Origin of the sequence: Escherichia sp. E2748 (assembly GCF_005781125.1) — a bacterium.
Classification (GTDB): Bacteria; Pseudomonadota; Gammaproteobacteria; order Enterobacterales; family Enterobacteriaceae; genus Escherichia.
This window is the reverse complement of record NZ_VATP01000003.1, coordinates 191,218-213,454: the sequence shown is the minus strand read 5'-3', so window position 1 is coordinate 213,454 and position 22,237 is coordinate 191,218. Positions and strand designations below refer to the sequence as shown.

The following is a 22,237-nucleotide window of genomic DNA, read 5'->3' as shown; positions in this document are numbered from 1 at the left end:
TTAGTTGAAGTATTGTAGAGAGATTATTTTTCATGAAGGTAGATATTGATACCAGCGATAAGCTGTACGCCGACGCATGGCTTGGCTTTAAAGGTACGGACTGGAAAAACGAAATTAATGTCCGCGATTTTATTCAACATAACTATACACCGTATGAAGGGGATGAATCCTTCCTCGCTGAAGCGACGCCAGCCACCACGGCATTGTGGGAAAAGGTGATGGAAGGTATTCGTATCGAAAACGCGACCCATGCGCCGGTTGATTTCGATACCAATATCGCCACCACCATTACTGCCCATGATGCCGGTTATATCAACCAGCCGCTGGAAAAAATTGTTGGCCTGCAAACAGATGCGCCACTGAAACGTGCGCTGCATCCGTTTGGCGGCATCAACATGATTAAAAGTTCATTCCACGCCTATGGCCGTGAAATGGACAGCGAATTTGAATACGTGTTTACCGATCTGCGTAAAACCCATAACCAGGGCGTATTTGATGCTTACTCACCGGATATGCTGCGCTGCCGTAAATCTGGCGTATTGACTGGTCTGCCGGACGGTTATGGCCGTGGACGTATTATCGGTGACTATCGCCGCGTGGCGTTGTACGGGATCAGTTATCTGGTCCGTGAACGCGAACTGCAATTTGCCGATCTCCAGTCTCGTCTGGAAAAAGGGCAAGATCTGGAAGCCACCATCCGTCTGCGTGAAGAGCTGGCAGAACATCGTCATGCGCTGCTGCAGATTCAGGAAATGGCGGCGAAATACGGCTTCGACATCTCTCGTCCAGCGCAAAATGCGCAGGAAGCGGTGCAGTGGCTCTACTTCGCTTACCTGGCGGCGGTGAAATCGCAAAACGGCGGCGCGATGTCGCTGGGTCGTACTGCATCGTTCCTCGATATCTACATTGAACGTGACTTCAAAGCCGGCGTGCTCAACGAGCAGCAGGCGCAGGAATTGATCGACCACTTCATCATGAAGATCCGCATGGTGCGCTTCCTGCGTACGCCGGAATTTGATTCGCTGTTCTCCGGCGACCCTATCTGGGCAACGGAAGTCATCGGTGGGATGGGGCTGGACGGTCGCACACTGGTGACCAAAAACTCCTTCCGTTACCTGCATACACTGCACACTATGGGGCCAGCACCGGAACCTAACCTGACCATTCTGTGGTCGGAAGCATTGCCGATTGCCTTCAAAAAATATGCGGCACAAGTCTCCATCGTCACTTCTTCTTTGCAGTATGAAAACGACGATCTGATGCGTACTGACTTCAACAGCGACGATTACGCGATTGCCTGCTGCGTCAGCCCGATGGTGATTGGTAAGCAGATGCAGTTCTTCGGCGCACGCGCTAACCTGGCGAAAACGCTGCTGTACGCAATTAACGGCGGGGTGGATGAGAAGCTGAAGATTCAGGTCGGCCCGAAAACAGCACCACTGATGGACGACGTTCTGGACTACGACAAAGTCATGAGCAGCCTTGACCATTTCATGGACTGGCTGGCAGTGCAGTACATCAGCGCGCTGAACATCATCCACTACATGCATGACAAGTACAGCTACGAAGCCTCACTGATGGCGCTGCACGATCGTGATGTCTATCGCACGATGGCATGTGGTATTGCGGGCCTGTCGGTGGCGACGGATTCACTTTCCGCAATTAAATATGCTCGCGTGAAACCAATCCGTGACGAAAACGGCCTGGCGGTGGACTTTGAAATCGACGGCGAATATCCGCAGTACGGCAACAACGACGAGCGCGTAGACAGCATTGCTTGCGACCTGGTTGAACGCTTTATGAAGAAAATTAAAGCCCTGCCAACCTATCGTAACGCCGTACCAACTCAGTCGATTCTGACCATCACCTCTAACGTGGTGTACGGCCAGAAAACCGGTAACACACCGGATGGTCGTCGCGCCGGTACACCGTTCGCACCAGGTGCTAACCCGATGCACGGTCGTGACCGCAAAGGGGCCGTGGCTTCGCTGACCTCCGTTGCCAAGCTGCCGTTCACCTACGCCAAAGACGGTATTTCGTACACCTTCTCAATTGTCCCTGCGGCGCTGGGTAAAGAAGATCCGGTACGCAAAACCAACCTTGTCGGCCTGCTGGATGGTTATTTCCACCACGAAGCTGATGTGGAAGGTGGTCAGCACCTCAACGTCAACGTTATGAATCGGGAAATGTTGCTGGATGCCATTGAGCACCCGGAAAAATACCCGAACCTGACAATCCGTGTCTCTGGCTACGCCGTGCGCTTCAACGCACTGACCCGTGAACAGCAGCAGGATGTGATTTCACGTACCTTTACCCAGGCGCTTTGATGCCGGAGGATGTATGAAAAAGATTATCGAAACGCAACGTGCGCCAGGCGCAATCGGCCCGTATGTTCAGGGCGTTGATTTAGGCAGTATGGTATTCACCTCCGGGCAAATTCCGGTTTGTCCGCAGACCGGGGAGATCCCTGCGGACGTGAAAGATCAGGCGCGTTTAAGTCTGGAAAACGTCAAAGCGATCGTGGTTGCTGCCGGGCTGACCGTTGGCGATATCGTGAAGATGACGGTGTTCATTACCGACCTTAATGACTTTGGCACCATCAATGAAGTCTACAAGCAGTTTTTTGACGAGCATCAGGCGACCTACCCGACACGCAGCTGCGTGCAGGTAGCGCGTTTGCCGAAAGATGTGAAGCTGGAAATTGAAGCTATCGCGGTACGCAACGCATAAAGCTCCTGAGCGGGGCGATCGCAGGGTCGCTCCGCTCCTCTTCACGAACGGCAATCCGAGGGTGTGGATATGATTAGTGCATTCGATATTTTCAAAATTGGGATTGGTCCCTCCAGTTCTCATACCGTGGGGCCAATGAATGCCGGAAAAAGTTTTATTGATCGACTGGAGAAGAGCGGCTTATTAACCGCGACGAGCCACATTGTGGTCGATCTTTATGGATCGTTGTCACTGACGGGCAAAGGTCACGCCACGGATATCGCTATCATCATGGGACTGGCAGGAAATAGTCCGCAGGACGTTGTTATTGATGAGATACCTGCATTTATGGAATTAGTGACGCGCAACGGAAGGTTGCCGGTGGCAGCGGGCGCACATGTCGTTGATTTCCCAGTGGCAAAGAACATTATTTTCCATGCGGAAACGCTGCCCCGTCATGAGAATGGGATGCGTATTACCGCGTGGAAAAAGCAGGAAGAACTGTTAAGCAAAACCTATTATTCAGTCGGTGGCGGATTTATTGTCGAAGAAGAACAATTCGGCTTGTCACTGGATGTTGAAACGCTCGTCCCTTACGATTTCCATTCAGCAGGTGAGCTGCTGAAAATGTGTGATTACAACGGGTTATCTATTTCTGGTTTGATGCTGCAAAACGAGTTGGCGCTACGTAGCAAAGCCGAAATTGATGCTGGTTTTTCGCGTATCTGGCAGGTGATGCATGACGGTATTGAACGCGGTATGAATACCGAAGGTGTGTTGCCAGGCCCGCTCAATGTGCCACGTCGGGCGGTGGCGCTGCGGCGTTTGCTGGTTTCCAGCGACAATATCTCTAACGATCCGATGAACGTGATCGACTGGATCAATATGTTTGCTCTGGCAGTCAGCGAAGAAAATGCCGCTGGCGGGCGTGTTGTGACAGCGCCAACTAACGGCGCTTGCGGCATTATTCCTGCGGTGCTGGCCTATTACGATAAATTCCGCCGCCCGCTCAATGAGCGCTCCATTGCCCGTTTTCTGCTGGCGGCTGGCGCTATCGGTGCACTGTATAAAATGAATGCCTCCATTTCCGGTGCGGAAGTGGGCTGTCAGGGCGAAATTGGCGTGGCCTGTTCAATGGCGGCGGCAGGGTTAACCGAACTGCTGGGCGGCAGCCCGGCGCAGGTGTGCAATGCGGCGGAAATCGCTATGGAACACAACCTGGGACTGACCTGCGATCCGGTTGCCGGGCAGGTGCAAATTCCGTGTATTGAACGCAATGCTATTAATGCTGTTAAAGCCGTGAACGCCGCGCGGATGGCGATGGGACGCACTTCCGCACCGCGTGTTTCTCTCGATAAAGTTATCGAGACGATGTACGAAACCGGCAAAGATATGAACGATAAATACCGCGAAACTTCACGCGGAGGACTGGCCATTAAAGTGGTCTGCGGCTGATATCTCATCCGCGTTTATACTGGGGTGCACAAAATGTGCACCCTTTTTTATTGTGATCTGCCGCAAATAGAGAATAACTATTTCTCTAAGATTGATTTGATAGAAAATTATTATCCATAATTGCTATTTCAAAGTCTTGATTGTGAAGATTTTCTCTGACCTCACGCGTATCATTTCTTCATTCTAATAACTCGCCTGCAAAAAAACGTAGACCGCGTATCGCCTTGATGCGGCTCGAAAAAAATAATAAGCCCTACAAAATATTGAGCGAGAACTTATGGAAATTGCAACGAATAAAGGCGTCATTGCAGACGCTTCGACCCCGGCGGGTCGTGCTGGAATGAGTGAAAGTGAATGGCGTGAAGCTATCAAATTCGACAGTACCGACACCGGTTGGGTGATTATGAGTATTGGGATGGCGATTGGCGCGGGGATAGTTTTTCTCCCGGTGCAGGTCGGATTGATGGGATTGTGGGTATTTTTGCTCTCATCAGTGATTGGCTACCCGGCAATGTATCTATTTCAGCGATTGTTTATTAATACGCTGGCGGAATCTCCAGAGTGTAAAGATTACCCGAGTGTCATTAGTGGTTATTTGGGTAAAAACTGGGGCATTTTGTTAGGTGCACTTTACTTTGTGATGCTGGTTATTTGGATGTTTGTTTACTCCACCGCCATCACTAACGATAGCGCCTCCTATCTGCATACTTTCGGCGTGACGGAAGGATTGCTGTCTGACAGTCCGTTTTATGGCCTGGTACTGATTTGTATTCTGGTAGCGATCTCTTCACGCGGCGAGAAACTGTTATTCAAAATTTCGACCGGCATGGTGCTGACCAAACTGCTGGTGGTGGCGGCGCTGGGTGTATCGATGGTCGGGATGTGGCATCTGTATAACGTAGGTTCGCTGCCGCCGCTGGGGCTGCTGGTGAAAAACGCCATTATCACACTGCCGTTTACCTTAACCTCGATTCTGTTTATTCAGACGTTAAGCCCGATGGTGATTTCCTATCGCTCGCGAGAAAAATCGATCGAAGTAGCACGACACAAAGCGTTGCGGGCGATGAACATTGCGTTTGGGATCCTGTTTGTCACCGTCTTTTTCTACGCAGTGTCGTTCACTCTGGCGATGGGACATGACGAGGCAGTAAAAGCCTACGAGCAGAATATTTCCGCGCTGGCGATTGCCGCACAGTTTATTAGCGGCGACGGTGCAGCATGGGTGAAAGTGGTCAGCGTCATCCTCAATATCTTTGCCGTAATGACAGCGTTCTTTGGCGTCTATTTAGGCTTTCGCGAAGCAACGCAAGGGATCGTAATGAACATCCTGCGCCGCAAGATGCCAGCTGAGAAGATTAACGAAAATCTCGTTCAGCGCGGCATCATGATTTTCGCCATTTTACTGGCCTGGAGCGCCATCGTACTGAATGCGCCAGTGTTGAGCTTTACCTCTATCTGTAGCCCGATTTTCGGCATGGTAGGGTGCCTGATCCCGGCGTGGTTGGTTTACAAAGTACCGGCATTGCACAAATACAAAGGTGCCTCTCTGTACCTGATTATCGTCACCGGTTTGTTGCTTTGCGTTTCTCCGTTCCTGGCATTTTCATGATTTACCTGAAATTTTAAGGTTTTTATTATGTTTGATTCGACTCTAAATCCGTTATGGCAGCGTTACATCCTTGCAGTTCAGGAGGAAGTAAAACCGGCGCTGGGATGTACTGAACCGATCTCACTGGCGCTGGCGGCGGCGGTTGCTGCGGCAGAACTGGAAGGTCCGGTTGAACGTGTAGAAGCCTGGGTTTCGCCAAATCTGATGAAGAACGGTCTGGGCGTCACCGTTCCCGGTACGGGAATGGTGGGGCTGCCGATTGCCGCGGCGCTGGGGGCGTTAGGTGGAAATGCCAACGCCGGGCTGGAAGTGCTGAAAGACGCAACGGCGCAGGCAATTGCCGATGCCAAGGCGTTGCTGGCGGCGGGGAAAGTCTCGGTCAAGATCCAGGAACCTTGCGATGAAATCCTCTTCTCACGCGCCAAAGTCTGGAACGGCGAGCAGTGGGCTTGTGTCACCATCGTCGGCGGACATACCAACATTGTGCATATCGAGACGCACAATGGCGTGGTTTTTACCCAGCAGGCGTGTGTGGCAGAGGGCGAGCAAGAGTCGCCGCTGGCGGTGCTCTCCAGAACGACGCTGGCCGAGATCCTGAAGTTCGTCAATGAAGTGCCGTTTGAGGCTATCCGCTTTATTCTCGATTCTGCGAAGTTAAACTGCGCGTTATCACAGGAAGGTTTGAGTGGGAACTGGGGGCTGCATATTGGCGCGACGCTGGAAAAACAGTGTGCACGCGGTTTGCTGGCGAAAGATCTCTCCTCGTCAATTGTGATTCGTACCAGCGCGGCATCCGATGCGCGTATGGGTGGCGCAACGCTTCCGGCAATGAGTAACTCCGGTTCTGGCAACCAGGGGATCACCGCGACAATGCCCGTGGTGGTGGTCGCGGAACACTTCGGGGCAGATGATGAACGGCTGGCGCGCGCGCTGATGCTTTCGCATTTGAGCGCGATTTATATCCATAACCAGTTACCGCGTTTGTCTGCGCTGTGTGCCGCAACGACCGCCGCAATGGGCGCCGCCGCCGGGATGGCATGGCTGGTGGATGGGCGTTATGAAACCATCTCGATGGCGATCAGCAGCATGATCGGTGATGTTAGCGGTATGATTTGCGATGGCGCGTCGAACAGTTGCGCGATGAAGGTTTCGACCAGTGCGTCGGCGGCGTGGAAAGCGGTGTTAATGGCGCTGGATGATACCGCCGTGACTGGCAATGAAGGGATTGTGGCGCATGATGTTGAGCAGTCAATCGCCAACCTGTGTGCGCTGGCAAGCCATTCAATGCAGCAAACGGATCGGCAGATTATCGAGATTATGGCCAGTAAGGCCAGGTAAGCACCGGATTTCGGAGGTCATACCTGGTACCTGATGCCGGATGCGATGCTGGCGCATCTTATCCGACCTACGGATTGTGCAATTTGTTGGTTTTGTAGGCCGGATAAGGCGTTTACGCCGCATCCGGCAATCTGTTTTTATGCGGTAGCTTCATCCTCGGCTAACCGTATTTCGGCGTCGGCTACTATCGCCTCCAACTCACTCAACATCTCTTCATAGCCAAAACTTTTGGTAGCGCGGGTGGTTTCTTTCGCTGCAACGGACTTTACTGGCTGACGTTTCTTCGCCGATTTTTTACTCATCATCTTCTCCCTGTAAAAAAACTAGACAGGTAAATCTATCAGCAAAGCACGCAGCGGGGAATCAGCAACGAGTGTAATGTTAGCCTCGTCACGAATAAATGCGCCATCACCGCAGGTCAGCGCAGCTTTCTCTTCGTGATGCGTAATCGCATGAAATTGACCGTGGATCGATTGCAAATAAGCACGCGGACCGTGCAGTTGAAAGTTCGCGCTTTCTCCCTCGGCGAGCACAATATGATGCAGCCACACCTGCTGGCGCAGTTGCAGGCTACCTTTCGCGCCATCTGGCGAGGCGATTAATTGCTGCTTGTCCATATTCAGCGCCAGTTTTTGAATCAGCGGATTCTCCCGTTGCGGGCAGGCATCCAGCCAGAGCTGCATTCGCGTTAACGGTTTGTCCTTGCTGATATTATGTTCGCTATAACTCACGCCCGGCTGAGTAGAAAGCAATAAGGCTTCACCGGCGTGGGCCTGAACATGATTACCTTCGCTGTCCCGATACTCTGCTTCTCCGTCGAGAATCACATTCAAAATATCAACTTTTGGGTAGGTACGTGGCTGGAAGGCGGCTCCTGGGGCCAACACTTCCTGGTTAAGCACGCGCAGGGAGGCATAGCCTAACAATTTAGGGTCGAAGTAGTGTCCAAAGGAAAAAGTATACCGGGCCTGCAACCATCCGTAGTCTGCTTGTCCACACTGCCTGGCAGTTCGGGTAGTAATCATAATTCTTGACCTCTCTTTACTTCCTTTTATGGTAAGGGGCTGGACGCTACATTGTTAGCCAGATATTCTGCCCGGTATGTTCAAATTTCCTGAATGAGAACGAAATGGCCAAAGAAAGGGCATTAACGCTGGAAGCACTAAGGGTTATGGATGCGATCGATCGCCGTGGTAGTTTTGCGGCGGCGGCCGATGAGCTGGGACGCGTGCCTTCCGCGCTTAGCTACACCATGCAAAAACTGGAAGAAGAGCTCGATGTGGTGCTGTTTGACCGCTCGGGCCATCGCACCAAATTCACCAATGTCGGGCGGATGTTGTTGGAGCGAGGACGTGTTCTGCTGGAAGCCGCAGATAAACTGACCACCGATGCCGAAGCCCTCGCGCGTGGTTGGGAAACGCATCTCACCATTGTGACCGAGGCGCTGGTGCCCACACCTGCCTTTTTCCCGTTGATCGACAAACTGGCGGCTAAAGCCAATACCCAACTGGCAATCATCACCGAAGTGCTGGCGGGGGCGTGGGAGCGGCTGGAACAGGGGCGGGCAGATATTGTTATCGCGCCGGATATGCATTTTCGTTCCTCGTCGGAGATCAACTCTCGTAAGCTTTACACCTTGATGAACGTCTACGTGGCAGCGCCTGATCACCCGATTCATCAGGAGCCGGAACCGCTTTCTGAAGTTACGCGCGTGAAATATCGCGGAATTGCAGTGGCAGATACTGCTCGTGAACGCCCGGTATTGACCGTACAGTTACTGGATAAACAACCTCGCCTGACGGTCAGCACCATTGAAGATAAACGTCAGGCATTGCTGGCAGGGCTTGGCGTCGCAACGATGCCGTACCCGATGGTAGAAAAAGATATCGCTGAAGGACGGTTGCGTGTAGTTAGTCCGGAATCGACCAGCGAAATCGATATTATTATGGCCTGGCGTCGCGACAGTATGGGAGAAGCAAAATCCTGGTGTCTGCGGGAAATTCCAAAGTTGTTCGCTGGAAAATAATCTATAAAGCACCTTTCACAAGGTGCTTAATTATTATTCCTGTTCCAGTTTTGGATCAGGTCCAAACCGGTTTTCGCCTGGTGTCCCCGGCTGGCAGTTAAAGATGATGATAATCAGCCAACCGATAAACGGAATTAAGAACAGTAGCACCCACCATGCTGAACGGTCGGTGTCATGCAGGCGACGGAACTGTACAGCCCACCACGGCAAAAATACCAGAATGCCGTAGATAGTCGTCAGGATGCCTTCGCCACCGGCACGTTGCCAGCCCAGCATTTTATCCAGCAGCCCCAGCACGAGCGTAAAGATGATGTTGACTAGAATAAACATCCAGTACTCTTTGCGCCGTGCACGTCCCCGGAAACCGACATAATTTTTTAGTACTTTCAGATACCAGTCCATTTTTGCCTCAATTTTGCTCAATCACTTGTTTTTAAAGCAGCAAATTAAGAATAGACATGAATGAATTTGCAGTAAATATTATCTCGATGAATTAATAAGGCGCTGTGAAGGATAAGGGCAAGCGTAAAATCGCCAGATGCGCTACGCTTATCTGGCCTGGGCGGGTTCTACAATATATTGAATGTACAATGTTTTGTAGGTCAGATAAGGCGTTCCCGCCACATCCGACATGAACAACACGCACTTAGCCAACAACCAGAGGCACCACGAAGGGTGCCTTTGTTTAACCGAAGCGAACATCCCGCCCGTGCGGTTCATCGAGATCCTGCCACGGGCCAATCGAAATAATTCCTGTTGGGTTGATGGTCTTATGGCTGCGGAAGTAGTGATTACGGATATGGTCGAAATTGACGGTTTCAGCTATTCCCGGCATCTGATAGATATCGCGCAGGAAGCCATACAAATTCAGGTAATCGCTGATACGGTGCTTATCGCACTTGAAGTGGGTGACATACACCGGATCAAAACGAACCAGCGTGGTCCACAGGCGAATATCGGCTTCGGTTAACTGGTTACCCGTCAGGAAGCGATGCTGCCCTAATATCTGTTCCAGACGCGCCAGTGATTCAAACACTTTCACCACCGCCTCGTCGTAGGCTTCCTGGCTGGTGGCAAAACCAGCTTTATAGACGCCATTATTTACGGTGTCGTATATCCAGCCGTTAAGTTCGTCAATTTTAGTTTGCAGAGCCGGGGGGTAATAATCGCCCGCTTTTGCGCCCAGCGCATCAAATGCGGTATTGAACATGCGGATGATTTCTGCTGATTCGTTGCTGACAATGGTGTGATTCTTTTTGTCCCACAGCACGGGGACAGTAACTCGTCCGGTGTAGTGTGGATCAGCGTGGAGATAAAGCTGGTACAGGAATTCATGTTGATAGAGCGTGTCGCCGGTTGCACCCGGGAAACTGTCATCAAAGGTCCAGCCGTTTTCCAGCATCAGCGGATTCACCACGGAAACGGAAATAAACGGTTCCAGTCCTTTGAGTTTACGCATGATCAGCGTGCGGTGCGCCCACGGGCAGGCGAGTGAGACATAGAGATGATAACGATCTTTCTCTGCGGCAAATCCACCTTTGCCAGTGGGGCCTGGTGCGCCATCGGCAGTGAGCCAGTTACGAAATGCGGAAGCTGAACGTTGAAATTTACCGCCAGTGGATTTGGTGTCGTACCAGGTGTCATGCCAGACGCCGTCAATCAGTTGACCCATTTTTCTCTCCTCCAATAGCAAAAACGAGGAGCGTTTCTCCTCGTTTGAGACTGATGGCAAACGCAAAACTGCCTGATGCGCTATGCTTATCAGGCCTACGAGGTTCTTGCAATATATTGAATTTGCATGTTTTTGTAAGCCGGATAAAGCGTTCACGCCGCATCCGGCATGAACAACGCGTACTTTGTCAACAATCTGAAACGAGGAGTTTCCCCCTCGTTTTTTATCGTTAAGTATAGCGCGTGCTTACCACTTTTTATTCAGCAGACGGTCGATGCTATACGCGCCCGGTCCGGTAATCGCCAGCAGCAGGAATCCGCCAGAAATTGTCAGGTTTTTCATGAACATCAGCGAGTTGACGCCTTCAGCAAAGTTGCTGTGAAATAAAAACGCCGTCAACAGTGTAAAGCCAGCGGTAAACAGCGCGGTGGTGCGAGTCAGGAAACCGAACAGGATTGCCAAACCGCCACCGAACTCAAGCAGGATCACCAGCGGCAGCATAAAGCCCGGGACGCCCATTGCTTCCATATATTGTTGAGTACCAGCGTAGCCAGTAATTTTTCCCCAGCCTGCGGTAACGAACAGAATCGGCATTAAAATACGCGCTACCAGTACACCAACATCTTCTAATTTTTTCATCATACTCTCCACTGCGCCACTCAGGCTGCTGATTGTTTTTTTGTGCAAGGGCGCGGTATTAGCGTCATTGCTGTCGATGGAGAGAAGCATAAACGTAGTGAATGGTGATTGTTAGCAAGGAAAACTGTCAAAAATTTTCAAAAAATTTGAGGGATAAGGCCGGAATAGTTCCGGCCAGAGAGGAATTTAACCGCGAAGCTGTTGCTGATTGAGGGTGGTTTTAACCAGACGCCACGCACTCCAGACGCCAAAACCGCGCCTGGCCCAGCGGACCAGCATATTCGGATGGCGAATCGTCCAGATAGCCATCACGCTGCTGCCGACCAGCGCCCAGGAACGCAGGCTCAACAGCATATTCCAACGACGATCGTAGGCGCCTGTCGCCTCCAGCCAGTCACGCCGACTGGCGGAAAGATCCAACCGTTGCTGCTGGATCTGACGAAGCAGCTGTGCCTTACGTTGTTCACGTTCGACTTTACCGCTCACGGGATTCCTCCTCGAGAAGTTGTCGATCGTTTGCCAGTTCGTGACGCGTATGGCGCAGCAAGGTGGATTTGCGCGACTTGCGTAATGTCCAGATACCGCCGATGAGTGCCAGAAGCAGCAACACCACAGTGGTGGCAATCATTGCATTCAGGCGATATTGCGGATCAACTGCCCAGATAATCAGCACCATCAGGCTCATAAGACCAAATGCAGCGAAAAGCATCGTCAGGCCGAGCATCAGTAAAAGCTGAAAGATATTGGCTTTTTCTTCTTCCAGCTCAACCACCGCCAGCCGCAGACGCGTCTCCACCATTTCGACCATGATGGTGACAATTCGCTGCCCGATTCCCAGAACGCTTTTACCGGGCCCTTGCGCGTGATGAGTGTCCGCCATAATTAACGACGCGACAGCAGAACGCCCAGCACCACGCCGATGGCTGCGCCAATACCAACTCCCGCCCACGGATTTTCACGCACATACTCATCGGCACGCGCCGCCGCTTCGCGGGTTTGTTTAGCAATCGCATCACCGGTTTCACCCAGACGATAGCGACTCTGCTTCAGTGCCTGTTCCGCTTTGCTACGAATCTTACTCAGCTCTTCTTTTGACTTTTCGCCAGAGGAGCTAAGCACCTCTTCCAGCGTATCGGACAGGGATTTTAACTCAGCACGCAGGTGTTCCGTAGTGTGTTCTTTCGACATAGTTTTCTCCAGGTGAGTAAGTATTAACTATTGGGGATTAGTAGTCGCGCGCTTCCAGCTTTTTCAGCTCTTCCTGCGCTTCTGCCAGTTTCCGTTCGCGTTTAGCAATCTTATCGGCATCGCCTTTTTGTTTCGCCTCGGCTAAATCATGCTTGCGTTCTGCCACTTCATCTTTCTGCTTCGCGATTTTCTTTTGATGATCGGCACGCAACTGGTTATCTGAACAATTCGCCCGCACTTCACTAAGGGCTTTGTTCAGGCCGTTGATACGATTCTGGTTTTGATGTTTTTCGGCATAGCTGATCTCCTTAAGGATATTTTGCTCCTTTTCCTGACAAAGGGTAGTGGCATAACTACTGACACTAAGAGCAAAAAGAGAAACAGCTAAAGCGATGCGGTATTTCATTCTTGAACCTTCCATTGTGACTCGGACCCATTACAGAGGAACGATTGTCCAGACAACGAGGCGGTGGTATTAACCACCGCCTTATTAATCATAGACAGTAACGGTGAAATCACCAAAGTGAGTGATATGTTTCGGATAACAGGAAGTTATCCGAAGCGATGAGAATTGTCCCGCAGCCGGGTCAGCCATTGCATGGCCTGATTATTATCGTCCTGCTGCGCAATGATGTAGCCATGAGGCAATGTTCTATCGAGGACCGCTTTGGCGGCGGCGCTTTGATCGCTGGAATCAAACGTAATCAACAGAGTGTCATTCTTAGGTGTGATGCTTTTGAAAGGAATTCCATGAGCGTCAAGGTGATGCCAGATGGAAAAACCGTCCGGCATCGTCGTCCCTTGATGAATGGCGCGGATCGCCAGCGTGGATTCTTGTTGACGAACCGCAGACCAGGCCAGCAGCAGCGTGCCAGCCAGCAATATAGCAGCGCCGAACCAGGCTAGCTGGCGAAGCGACATGCGAGGTATTTGCATCCTTTACCCCCGATTTCCATATTTCTTTTTCCATAACACAACCAGAGAACCTGCCAGGCCGAACACCAGCAGTACCACCGGGAGCAGCATCAGGCATGACATCAGCTGGTCCTCATACTTCAAAAATACCGGCGTCTTGCCGAGCATGTAACCTAAGGTTGTCAGAATCAACACCCACAGCAGGCCACTCATCCAGTTGAAGAACTGAAAGCGGGCGTTATTCAGCCCTGACAGTCCGGCAATGGTCGGCAGTAATGTTCTGACAAATGCGATAAAGCGACCAATTAACAGCGCAGATAAACCGTGTTTATGAAAAAGATGGTGTGCGCGTTGGTGGTAGTGCGCAGGTAAATGGGATAGCCAGTTTTGTACGGTACGGGTGTTTCCCAGCCATCGCCCCTGTATGTAGCTGACCCAGCAACCGAGGCTGGCCGCAACAGTGAGCAGCATAATAGTCTGCGGGTAACCCATTGCGCCTTTGGCAATCAATACACCGACCAACACCAGCAAGCTGTCGCCTGGTAAAAAGGCCGCTGGAAGCAAGCCGTTTTCGAGGAACAAAATCACAAACAAGACAAAATACAACATGCCAATCATCGACGGATTGGCCAGGGTTTCAAAATCCTGCGCCCACAGGGCTTGCAGCAATTGGGTCAAAAGTTCCATTCATTATTCCTGGTGAATCGGTTAACGCCACGCCGGTTTTAAATGATGCACACCCGTCAGGTTATTGCTGTTGTTGTATATATTGCGGGTCGAGACACCAATACGGCCTGAACTATTCCCTGTTAAAACGTGAGATAAGAAAACATTTAATAGCATAAATTCAAATTGAATCTAATTGTAACAAAGGTCAACGTTGTTCGTTATCAAAATTACATGTCCGTGGAGTCTGATTTTGCTGATTGCAGAGGAGGGTGGCGAGAGGATTTACACAGGCTGACACTTTATACTTTTCGCTTACTGATAAAGCGAACAGGCGCGTTGCTGCGCCTGTCAGAAATGGGAGTTTATTTGTTGCTGTTGGCCACGGTATCCAGATGAACGACTGGATTCTCGGCGAACAAATAGCGGTCGGCATTGAACTCGAAATCGTCACTGGTTTCGTTAAACAACATAATTTTGGTATTTTCCAGATGCTGCCACATTGCAAGTTTGGCGGCATGAGGATCTTTGCGTATCAACGCTTTGAGGATCTGATCGTGGTCATCACACCAGTTATCGACGGTACGGGAATCAATGTGCTCGTGCAGCTTTTTCCAGTACGGGTTATGACTACGCTGGGTCCACATTTTCTCTACGATGGCAGCCAGTGCAGAGTTCTGCGTCGCTAATGCGACCTGAATATGAAACTGCAAATCCCACTCGGAATCACGGAAGCATTGTTCGCCGCGCGCCTGCTCCTGGATGGCCATCAGTTTCATGATGTCCTGTTTCGTTACCTGGGTTGCAGCAAACTCGGCAATATTGCTTTCGATAAGTTGACGTGCCTGGAGCAGTTCAAACGGACCGTAATTGGCAAATTCCATATTCGCGTCCGCCGCCTGCTGATGGCGAGGCTGGTTGGAAACCACATGAATTCCCGAGCCTTTGCGTACTTCTACATAGCCCTCGACTTCAAGCATGATGATGGCTTCACGAACCACGGTGCGGCTGACGTTTTTTTCATCAGAAATAAAACGTTCGGCGGGCAGTTTATCACCCACCAGATAGACGCCCTGCTCGATGCGTTCTTTCAGGTCAGCGGCGAGCTGTTGGTACAAACGGCGTGGTTCAGTGATTTCCATATGCGCTCCAGGCATGATACGGCAGACTATATTTGTTATACCACTTTTGCGAGCTTAGCTCTACTCGCAGTGGTGAAAAAGCCGCCTGAGAAGGCGGCTTTGAAGGGAAACTAAAACTTACATTTAGCGTTAATGTTGCGGTGCGGGGTCGTTATGTGATTCCTGCGCTACCTCAATTGCCGGTTTGTTCTGCAACACGGTCCAGATAACCAGCGCGCCTAACAGGTCGAACACCGCCAGTACTGCGAACAGCGGGCTGAAGCCGATGGTGTCAGCCAGTGCACCTACAACCAGCGCAAACAGCGTACTTGCCAGCCATGCAGACATCCCAGTCAGACCGTTTGCCGTTGCCACTTCGTTACGACCAAACACGTCAGAAGAGAGGGTAATCAGCGCGCCAGACAGTGCCTGGTGAGCAAAACCACCGATACACAGCAGCATAATCGCGACATACGGGTTGGTGAACAGACCGATCATACCTGGGCCAATCATCAGTACCGCACCCAGTGTTACCACCATCTTACGGGAAACAATCAGGTTCACACCAAACCAACGCTGGAACAGTGGCGGCAGGTAACCACCGAGGATACAACCAAGGTCAGCAAACAGCATTGGCATCCAGGCGAACATTGCGATCTCTTTCAGGTTAAAGCCGTAAACTTTAAACATGAACAGCGGGATCCACGCGTTGAAAGTACCCCAGGCCGGTTCAGCCAGGAAGCGCGGTAATGCGATACCCCAGAACTGACGGTTACGCAGGATCTGAGCAACGGACATTTTCTTCGCCGCGCCAACCTGGTGCTGGGCTTCCTGACCATTAATAATGTAGTCACGTTCTTCATCGGTCAGATGTTTCTGGTCGCGTGGATGTTTATAGAAAATCAGCCATGCCATCGCCCAGATAAAGCTCAACGCACCGGAGATAATAAATGCCATCTGCCAGCTGTGCATGACGATTGCCCATACCACCAGCGGCGGCGCAATCATCGCACCAATTGAGGAACCAACGTTAAAGTAACCTACTGCGATGGAGCGTTCTTTCGCCGGGAACCATTCAGAACTGGCTTTCAGACCTGCTGGGATCATCGCCGCTTCTGCCGCACCTACCGCACCACGGGCAATCGCCAGACCGCCCCAGCTACCAGCCAGTGCGGTTGCGCCACAGAATACCGCCCACAGCACGGCAAACATTGCGTAACCGATTTTCGTCCCCAGAACATCCAGTACATAACCCGCTACAGGTTGCATGACCGTATATGCAGCAGAATAGGCTGCGATGATGTAGGAATACTGTTGGGTGGAGATGTTTAACTCTTCCATCAGAGTTGGTGCAGCTGCCGCCACAGTGTTACGCGTCAGGTAACCGAGCACGGTGCCGAGCGTCACCAATGCGATCATGTACCAACGTAACCCTTTAATTTTACGCATGTAAAACCTCATCGTTTTGTTATATCCGCAATAAGCGCGGTCATCATCCTGCCTGGGGCAGAGGATGTTAGTTACGACCGGATGACCGAAAAAAAAACCGGTACACCCCGAACGCTGCCATGAAAGTTTCGTGCTAATTCGGCTTCCGTACCGGTCAACCCAATTCATCTAAAAAATGAATGAATCGGCAATTTGCATTCCGTCGACTTATGATTCGCGACGGCAGAAAGATAACTTGTCATACAACTTTAAAAGGTGAGAGCCATCACAAATGTGGGAATATTTGTAGGGGCATTACTGGATGAGAGCGAAGCCAGAACTGGCGCGGCTTGCAGAGGGATTTACCACTTTGAGAGTAATTTTTTTAACTACGTTTATTGATCTAACTCACGAAAATATCTTCGGGCTCTGGAAATTGGTGTGATAACTTTGTCAGCATCGCACCCTAAGCAAGCTAGCTCACTCGTTGAGAGGAAGACGATAATGACTCCGTTTATGACTGAAGATTTCCTGTTAGATACTGAATTTGCCCGCCGTCTGTATCACGACTACGCAAAAGACCAGCCGATTTTCGACTACCACTGCCATTTACCGCCGCAGCAAATCGCAGAAGACTATCGCTTTAAGAATCTGTATGACATCTGGCTGAAAGGCGACCACTACAAATGGCGTGCAATGCGTACCAATGGTGTTGCTGAGCGCCTGTGTACTGGTGATGCATCTGACCGTGAGAAGTTTGATGCCTGGGCGGCGACCGTTCCGCACACGATCGGTAACCCGTTATACCACTGGACGCACCTCGAACTGCGTCGTCCGTTTGGCATCACTGGCAAACTGCTGTCTCCGTCTACTGCAGATGAAATCTGGAACGAATGTAACGAACTGCTGGCGCAGGACAAATTCTCCGCGCGCGGCATCATGCAGCAGATGAACGTGAAAATGGTCGGCACCACCGACGACCCGATCGACTCTCTGGAACATCACGCAGAGATCGCCAAAGACGGCTCTTTCAACATCAAAGTGCTGCCGAGCTGGCGTCCGGATAAAGCCTTCAACATTGAACAGGCGACCTTTAACGACTACATGGCGAAGCTGGGTGAAGTTTCCGATACCGATATTCGTCGCTTTGCTGATCTGCAAACTGCTCTGACCAAACGTCTGGATCACTTTGCCGCTCACGGCTGTAAAGTGTCTGACCACGCGCTGGACGTGGTGATGTTTGCCGAAGCGAACGAAGCGGAACTGGATAGCATCCTGGCACGTCGTCTGGCAGGCGAAACCCTGAGTGAGCATGAAGTCGCACAGTTCAAAACTGCGGTGCTGGTATTCCTGGGCGCCGAATACGCACGTCGCGGCTGGGTACAGCAGTACCACATTGGCGCGCTGCGTAATAACAACCTGCGTCAATTCAAACTGCTGGGGCCGGATGTCGGCTTTGACTCCATCAACGACCGTCCGATGGCGGAAGAACTGTCTAAGCTGCTGAGCAAACAGAATGAAGAAAACCTGCTGCCGAAAACCATTCTCTACTGCCTGAATCCGCGCGATAACGAAGTACTGGGTACCATGATCGGTAACTTCCAGGGCGAAGGTATGCCAGGCAAAATGCAGTTCGGTTCCGGCTGGTGGTTTAACGATCAGAAAGACGGTATGGAACGTCAGATGACCCAACTGGCACAGCTCGGTCTGCTGAGCCGTTTTGTTGGGATGCTGACTGACAGCCGTAGCTTCCTGTCGTACACCCGTCACGAATACTTCCGCCGCATTCTGTGCCAGATGATTGGCCGCTGGGTGGAAGCGGGCGAAGCACCGGCGGACATCAACCTGCTGGGCGAGATGGTGAGAAATATTTGCTTTAACAATGCGCGTGACTACTTCGCCATTGAACTGAACTAAGGTCTGGGGTTGATATGCAATACATCAAGATCCATGCGCTGGATAACGTCGCGGTCGCGTTAGTGGATTTGGCGGAAGGCACTGAAATCAGTGTCGATAACCAGACCGTAACGCTGCGCCAGGATGTTGCTCGTGGACATAAATTTGCGTTAACAGATATCGAAAAAGGGGCCAACGTCATTAAATATGGCCTACCGATTGGTTATGCATTGGCGGATATTGCGGCGGGGGAACACGTTCACGCCCACAATACGCGCACGAATCTGAGCGATCTGGATCAGTATCGCTATCAACCTGATTTTCAGGATCTGCCTGCGCAAGCGGCAGATCGTGAAGTGCAGATCTATCGTCGCGCTAACGGTGATGTCGGGGTGCGTAACGAGTTGTGGATCCTGCCGACCGTGGGCTGCGTTAACGGCATCGCGCGACAGATCCAGAACCGTTTTTTGAAAGAGACGAACAACGCTGAAGGTACTGACGGTGTGTTCCTCTTCAGCCACACCTATGGCTGCTCGCAGCTGGGCGACGATCACATTAATACCCGCACCATGCTGCAAAACATGGTGCGTCATCCGAACGCAGGCGCCGTGTTGGTCATTGGTCTGGGCTGTGAAAACAACCAGGTTGATGCTTTCCGTGAAACGCTGGGCGATATCGATCCTGAACGCGTTCATTTCATGATCTGCCAACAGCAGGATGATGAGATTGAAGCCGGGATCGAGCATTTGCATCAGCTGTATAACGTCATGCGCAATGACAAGCGCGAGCCGGGTAAACTCAGCGAACTGAAGTTTGGTCTGGAGTGCGGCGGTTCTGACGGCCTTTCCGGTATTACTGCTAACCCAATGCTGGGGCGTTTCTCTGATTACGTCATCGCTAACGGCGGTACTACCGTGCTGACCGAAGTACCGGAGATGTTCGGTGCAGAGCAGTTACTGATGGACCATTGCCGTGACGAAGCGACGTTTGAAAAATTGGTCACCATGGTCAACGACTTCAAACAGTACTTTATTGCCCATGACCAGCCGATCTACGAAAACCCATCGCCGGGGAACAAAGCGGGTGGTATCACCACGCTGGAAGATAAATCACTCGGCTGTACGCAGAAAGCGGGCTCCAGCCAGGTGGTAGACGTGCTGCGCTACGGCGAACGTTTGAAAACACCAGGGCTGAACCTGTTAAGTGCACCGGGTAACGATGCCGTAGCGACCAGCGCCCTGGCGGGTGCGGGCTGCCACATGGTGCTGTTTAGTACCGGTCGCGGCACGCCGTACGGCGGATTTGTACCGACGGTGAAAATCGCTACCAACAGCGAACTGGCAGCGAAGAAAAAACACTGGATCGACTTTGACGCGGGTCAGCTGATCCACGGTAAAGCGATGCCGCAGTTGCTGGAAGAATTTATCGATACCATCGTTGAGTTTGCCAACGGTAAGCAAACCTGCAACGAGCGTAACGACTTCCGCGAACTGGCGATCTTTAAAAGCGGCGTAACGCTGTAAAGTCGAAATAAGTTGTGAATAAAAAACGGCGTTTCATAATATGAAGCGTCGTTTAAGATTGTTGATAAACGCATAATTGCCTGATGCGCTTCGCAATATAGTAAAGTTGCACGATCTTGTAGGCCGGATAAGGCGTTTACGCCGCATCCGGCAAGAAATGAGATGCACTTTGTCAGCAATCTGAAGCGGCGTTTCTAACTCGAAGCGCCGTTTGCTTTTCCATACCTGCTAAGGATTTATCATGACCGCGTATTGGCTGGCCCAGGGCGTGGGTGTCATCGCCTTTCTGATTGGTATTACAACATTCTTCAACCGCGATGAACGTCGCTTCAAAATTCAGCTTTCCATTTATAGCGTATTTATTGGCGTACATTTTTTTCTGATGGGCGTCTTCCCGGCGGGGGCCAGCTCAATCCTCAATGCTATCCGTACGTTAATTACTCTGCGTACCCGTAGTTTATGGATAATGGCGATCTTCATCGTGCTGACGGGAGGAGTTGGTCTGGCGAAGTTCCATCATCCGATGGAGCTGCTGCCAGTCATTGGCACGATTGTCAGTACCTGGGCGCTATTTCGCTTTAAAGGACTGACCATGCGCTGCGTGATGTGGTTTTCTACTTGTTGCTGGTTAACTCACAACATTTGGGCCGGGTCGATTGGTGGCACGATGATTGAGGGTAGTTTTCTGCTAATGAATGGCCTGAACATCATTCGTTTCTGGCGTATGCAGAGAAGGGGAATTGATCCGTTTAAAGTGGAGAAAACCCCTTCCGCCGTAGACGAAAGGGGCTAAGCATTAGTTTCGCAGGGCGCTATTTGCCAGACGTGCATCTTCCGCCTGGCAAGCCGCTGCGGTGAACAGCACGTCAGTTGAAGAGTTCAGTGCGGTTTCGCAGGAGTCCTGCAACACGCCGATGATAAAGCCGACGGCAACCACCTGCATGGCGATATCGTTCGGAATACCGAACATATTACAGGCCAGCGGGATCAGCAGCAGAGAACCACCTGCCACGCCTGATGCACCACAGGCACAAAGTGATGCAACTACGCTCAACAGCAGCGCCGTGGGCAGATCCACCGGAATACCCAGCGTATGGACCGCAGCCAGCGTCAACACGGTAATGGTAATGGCTGCGCCTGCCATATTGATCGTCGCCCCTAGCGGAATAGAAACGGAATAGGTATCGCGGTCCAGATTTAGCTTTTCACACAACGCCATGTTTACCGGAATATTCGCCGCCGAGCTACGGGTGAAGAAGGCGTATACACCGCTTTCGCGCAGGCACAGCAGCACCAGCGGGAATGGGTTACGACGAATTTTCCACCATACCAGCAGCGGGTTAACCACCAGCGCCACCAGCAACATACAGCCAACCAGCACCACCAGCAGTTGCGCATAGCCCCACAGGGTGGAGAAACCGGTGGTTGCCAGCGTTGAAGCTACCAGACCAAAAATACCGATTGGTGCGAAACGAATAACCAGTTTCACCATAAAGGTAACGGCATTCGACATATCGTTGACCAGGTTTTTGGTGGTTTCGTTACCGTGACGCAGAGCGAAACCAAGGCCAATGGCCCACACCAGAATCCCGATGTAGTTACCTTTCAGCAGGGCGTCGATGGGGTTGGAAACCATGCTCAACACCAGCCCTCGCATCACTTCCACAATGCCTGACGGCGGGGAAATATCGCTCGCGCTACTGGACAAATGCAGGGTCGAAGGGAAGGCGAAGCTGAAGACAACTGCAGCCAGCGCGGCAGAGAAAGTACCCAGCAGATAGAGGAACAGAATAGGGCGGATATTGGTTTTCTGCCCGTGCTGGTGGTTAGCGATGGAAGCCATTACCAGCATCAGCACCAGAATTGGCGCTACAGCTTTCAATGCTCCGACGAACAAAGTGCCTAACAGACCGACAGCTTCAGCGGCCGGTTTTGAGATCCATGCCAGGAGAATCCCCAGAACAAGGCCGACCAGGATTTGTTTTACCAGGCTGCCATGAGCCAGACGCCGGAATAGCCCCGGTGAACGTTGCGTAGTCATTTTTCGATCCT

At 51.5% G+C, this 22,237-nt stretch carries 23 protein-coding genes; 9 read left to right on the top strand and 14 right to left on the bottom strand.

The window, feature by feature from the left end; genetic code table 11:
* Window positions 1-32 precede the first annotated feature (32 nt).
* From tdcE to cyuA, 5 genes are all read left to right on the top strand, one after another.
* Window positions 33-2,327, top strand: coding sequence for a 2-ketobutyrate formate-lyase/pyruvate formate-lyase (gene tdcE, locus FEK42_RS06700; RefSeq protein WP_130218293.1), 2,295 nt, complete (start codon window positions 33-35; stop codon window positions 2,325-2,327).
* A gap of 13 nt (window positions 2,328-2,340) precedes the next feature.
* Entirely contained in the window at window positions 2,341-2,730 is a 390-nt protein-coding gene (locus FEK42_RS06695; protein ID WP_064529572.1) for an enamine/imine deaminase, read from the top strand.
* A 69-nt stretch (window positions 2,731-2,799) separates the two neighbouring features.
* Window positions 2,800-4,164, top strand: a complete 1,365-nt coding sequence (gene tdcG, locus FEK42_RS06690; protein ID WP_130210812.1) for an L-serine ammonia-lyase — start codon at window positions 2,800-2,802, stop codon at window positions 4,162-4,164.
* A gap of 277 nt (window positions 4,165-4,441) precedes the next feature.
* The gene (locus FEK42_RS06685) at window positions 4,442-5,773 is read left to right on the top strand and encodes an amino acid permease (RefSeq protein ID WP_130210814.1); all 1,332 of its coding nucleotides are present in this window, start codon (window positions 4,442-4,444) and stop codon (window positions 5,771-5,773) included.
* 27 nt (window positions 5,774-5,800) lie between these two features.
* On the top strand, window positions 5,801-7,111 hold the full coding sequence (gene cyuA / locus FEK42_RS06680) for a cysteine desulfidase (RefSeq protein WP_130210816.1): 1,311 nt from the start codon (window positions 5,801-5,803) through the stop codon (window positions 7,109-7,111).
* Window positions 7,112-7,248: 137 nt separating this feature from the next.
* On the opposite strand, the gene yhaL is transcribed toward cyuA, so the two are convergent.
* Both yhaL and FEK42_RS06670 read right to left on the bottom strand, forming a co-directional pair.
* Window positions 7,249-7,413, bottom strand: a complete 165-nt coding sequence (gene yhaL, locus FEK42_RS06675; RefSeq protein ID WP_130210466.1) for a protein YhaL — start codon at window positions 7,411-7,413, stop codon at window positions 7,249-7,251.
* A 21-nt stretch (window positions 7,414-7,434) separates the two neighbouring features.
* Window positions 7,435-8,136: a pirin family protein gene (locus FEK42_RS06670; protein WP_130210374.1), complete on the bottom strand. Its 702-nt coding sequence runs from the start codon at window positions 8,134-8,136 to the stop codon at window positions 7,435-7,437.
* Window positions 8,137-8,240: 104 nt separating this feature from the next.
* Between FEK42_RS06670 and yhaJ the strand changes: the two genes are divergently transcribed.
* Complete coding sequence (gene yhaJ, locus FEK42_RS06665; protein WP_001041008.1) at window positions 8,241-9,137, top strand: DNA-binding transcriptional regulator YhaJ; 897 nt, start codon at window positions 8,241-8,243, stop codon at window positions 9,135-9,137.
* Between the two features lie 33 nt (window positions 9,138-9,170).
* On the opposite strand, the gene FEK42_RS06660 is transcribed toward yhaJ, so the two are convergent.
* From FEK42_RS06660 to exuT, 11 genes are all read right to left on the bottom strand, one after another.
* Window positions 9,171-9,539 carry a DUF805 domain-containing protein gene (locus FEK42_RS06660; RefSeq protein ID WP_130218283.1) on the bottom strand — a complete coding sequence of 123 codons (369 nt, stop codon included), beginning with the start codon at window positions 9,537-9,539 and terminating at the stop codon, window positions 9,171-9,173.
* A gap of 283 nt (window positions 9,540-9,822) precedes the next feature.
* Window positions 9,823-10,809: a glutathionyl-hydroquinone reductase YqjG gene (yqjG, locus tag FEK42_RS06655; RefSeq protein ID WP_135410484.1), complete on the bottom strand. Its 987-nt coding sequence runs from the start codon at window positions 10,807-10,809 to the stop codon at window positions 9,823-9,825.
* Window positions 10,810-11,055: 246 nt separating this feature from the next.
* Complete coding sequence (locus FEK42_RS06650) at window positions 11,056-11,448, bottom strand: DoxX family protein (RefSeq protein ID WP_135488730.1); 393 nt, start codon at window positions 11,446-11,448, stop codon at window positions 11,056-11,058.
* A gap of 186 nt (window positions 11,449-11,634) precedes the next feature.
* Entirely contained in the window at window positions 11,635-11,934 is a 300-nt protein-coding gene (locus FEK42_RS06645) for a YqjK-like family protein (RefSeq protein WP_130210382.1), read from the bottom strand.
* A complete protein-coding gene (locus FEK42_RS06640) occupies window positions 11,924-12,328 on the bottom strand; it encodes a phage holin family protein (protein WP_130210384.1) in 405 nt (134 codons plus the stop codon). The genes FEK42_RS06645 and FEK42_RS06640 overlap by 11 nt, the downstream gene beginning before the upstream one ends.
* Before the next feature lie 2 nt (window positions 12,329-12,330).
* Window positions 12,331-12,636 (bottom strand): YqjD family protein, encoded by a 306-nt coding sequence (locus tag FEK42_RS06635; protein ID WP_130210386.1) that lies wholly within the window; start codon window positions 12,634-12,636, stop codon window positions 12,331-12,333.
* A gap of 37 nt (window positions 12,637-12,673) precedes the next feature.
* Complete coding sequence (gene yqjC / locus FEK42_RS06630) at window positions 12,674-13,042, bottom strand: DUF1090 family protein YqjC (protein WP_130210388.1); 369 nt, start codon at window positions 13,040-13,042, stop codon at window positions 12,674-12,676.
* Between the two features lie 146 nt (window positions 13,043-13,188).
* Window positions 13,189-13,572 carry an EnvZ/OmpR regulon moderator MzrA gene (mzrA, locus tag FEK42_RS06625; RefSeq protein WP_130210390.1) on the bottom strand — a complete coding sequence of 128 codons (384 nt, stop codon included), beginning with the start codon at window positions 13,570-13,572 and terminating at the stop codon, window positions 13,189-13,191.
* A 3-nt stretch (window positions 13,573-13,575) separates the two neighbouring features.
* On the bottom strand, window positions 13,576-14,238 hold the full coding sequence (gene yqjA, locus FEK42_RS06620) for a DedA family general envelope maintenance protein YqjA (RefSeq protein ID WP_064529586.1): 663 nt from the start codon (window positions 14,236-14,238) through the stop codon (window positions 13,576-13,578).
* Between the two features lie 344 nt (window positions 14,239-14,582).
* Window positions 14,583-15,359, bottom strand: coding sequence for a transcriptional regulator ExuR (gene exuR / locus FEK42_RS06615; protein WP_138211772.1), 777 nt, complete (start codon window positions 15,357-15,359; stop codon window positions 14,583-14,585).
* Window positions 15,360-15,488: 129 nt separating this feature from the next.
* Entirely contained in the window at window positions 15,489-16,787 is a 1,299-nt protein-coding gene (exuT, locus tag FEK42_RS06610) for a hexuronate transporter ExuT (protein ID WP_130210392.1), read from the bottom strand.
* A 483-nt stretch (window positions 16,788-17,270) separates the two neighbouring features.
* On the opposite strand from exuT, the gene uxaC reads away from it, so the two are divergent.
* The 3 genes from uxaC (at window position 17,271) to FEK42_RS06595 (ending at window position 20,978) form a co-directional block, all read left to right on the top strand.
* Window positions 17,271-18,683 (top strand): glucuronate isomerase, encoded by a 1,413-nt coding sequence (gene uxaC, locus FEK42_RS06605; protein ID WP_130210394.1) that lies wholly within the window; start codon window positions 17,271-17,273, stop codon window positions 18,681-18,683.
* Between the two features lie 14 nt (window positions 18,684-18,697).
* Window positions 18,698-20,185 (top strand): altronate dehydratase, encoded by a 1,488-nt coding sequence (uxaA, locus tag FEK42_RS06600; RefSeq protein WP_130210396.1) that lies wholly within the window; start codon window positions 18,698-18,700, stop codon window positions 20,183-20,185.
* Between the two features lie 241 nt (window positions 20,186-20,426).
* Window positions 20,427-20,978 (top strand): YgjV family protein, encoded by a 552-nt coding sequence (locus FEK42_RS06595; protein ID WP_131160926.1) that lies wholly within the window; start codon window positions 20,427-20,429, stop codon window positions 20,976-20,978.
* Between the two features lie 3 nt (window positions 20,979-20,981).
* Here FEK42_RS06595 and sstT read toward each other — a convergent pair whose 3' ends face one another.
* Window positions 20,982-22,226, bottom strand: coding sequence for a serine/threonine transporter SstT (sstT, locus tag FEK42_RS06590; RefSeq protein WP_135410483.1), 1,245 nt, complete (start codon window positions 22,224-22,226; stop codon window positions 20,982-20,984).
* Window positions 22,227-22,237: the final 11 nt, after the last annotated feature.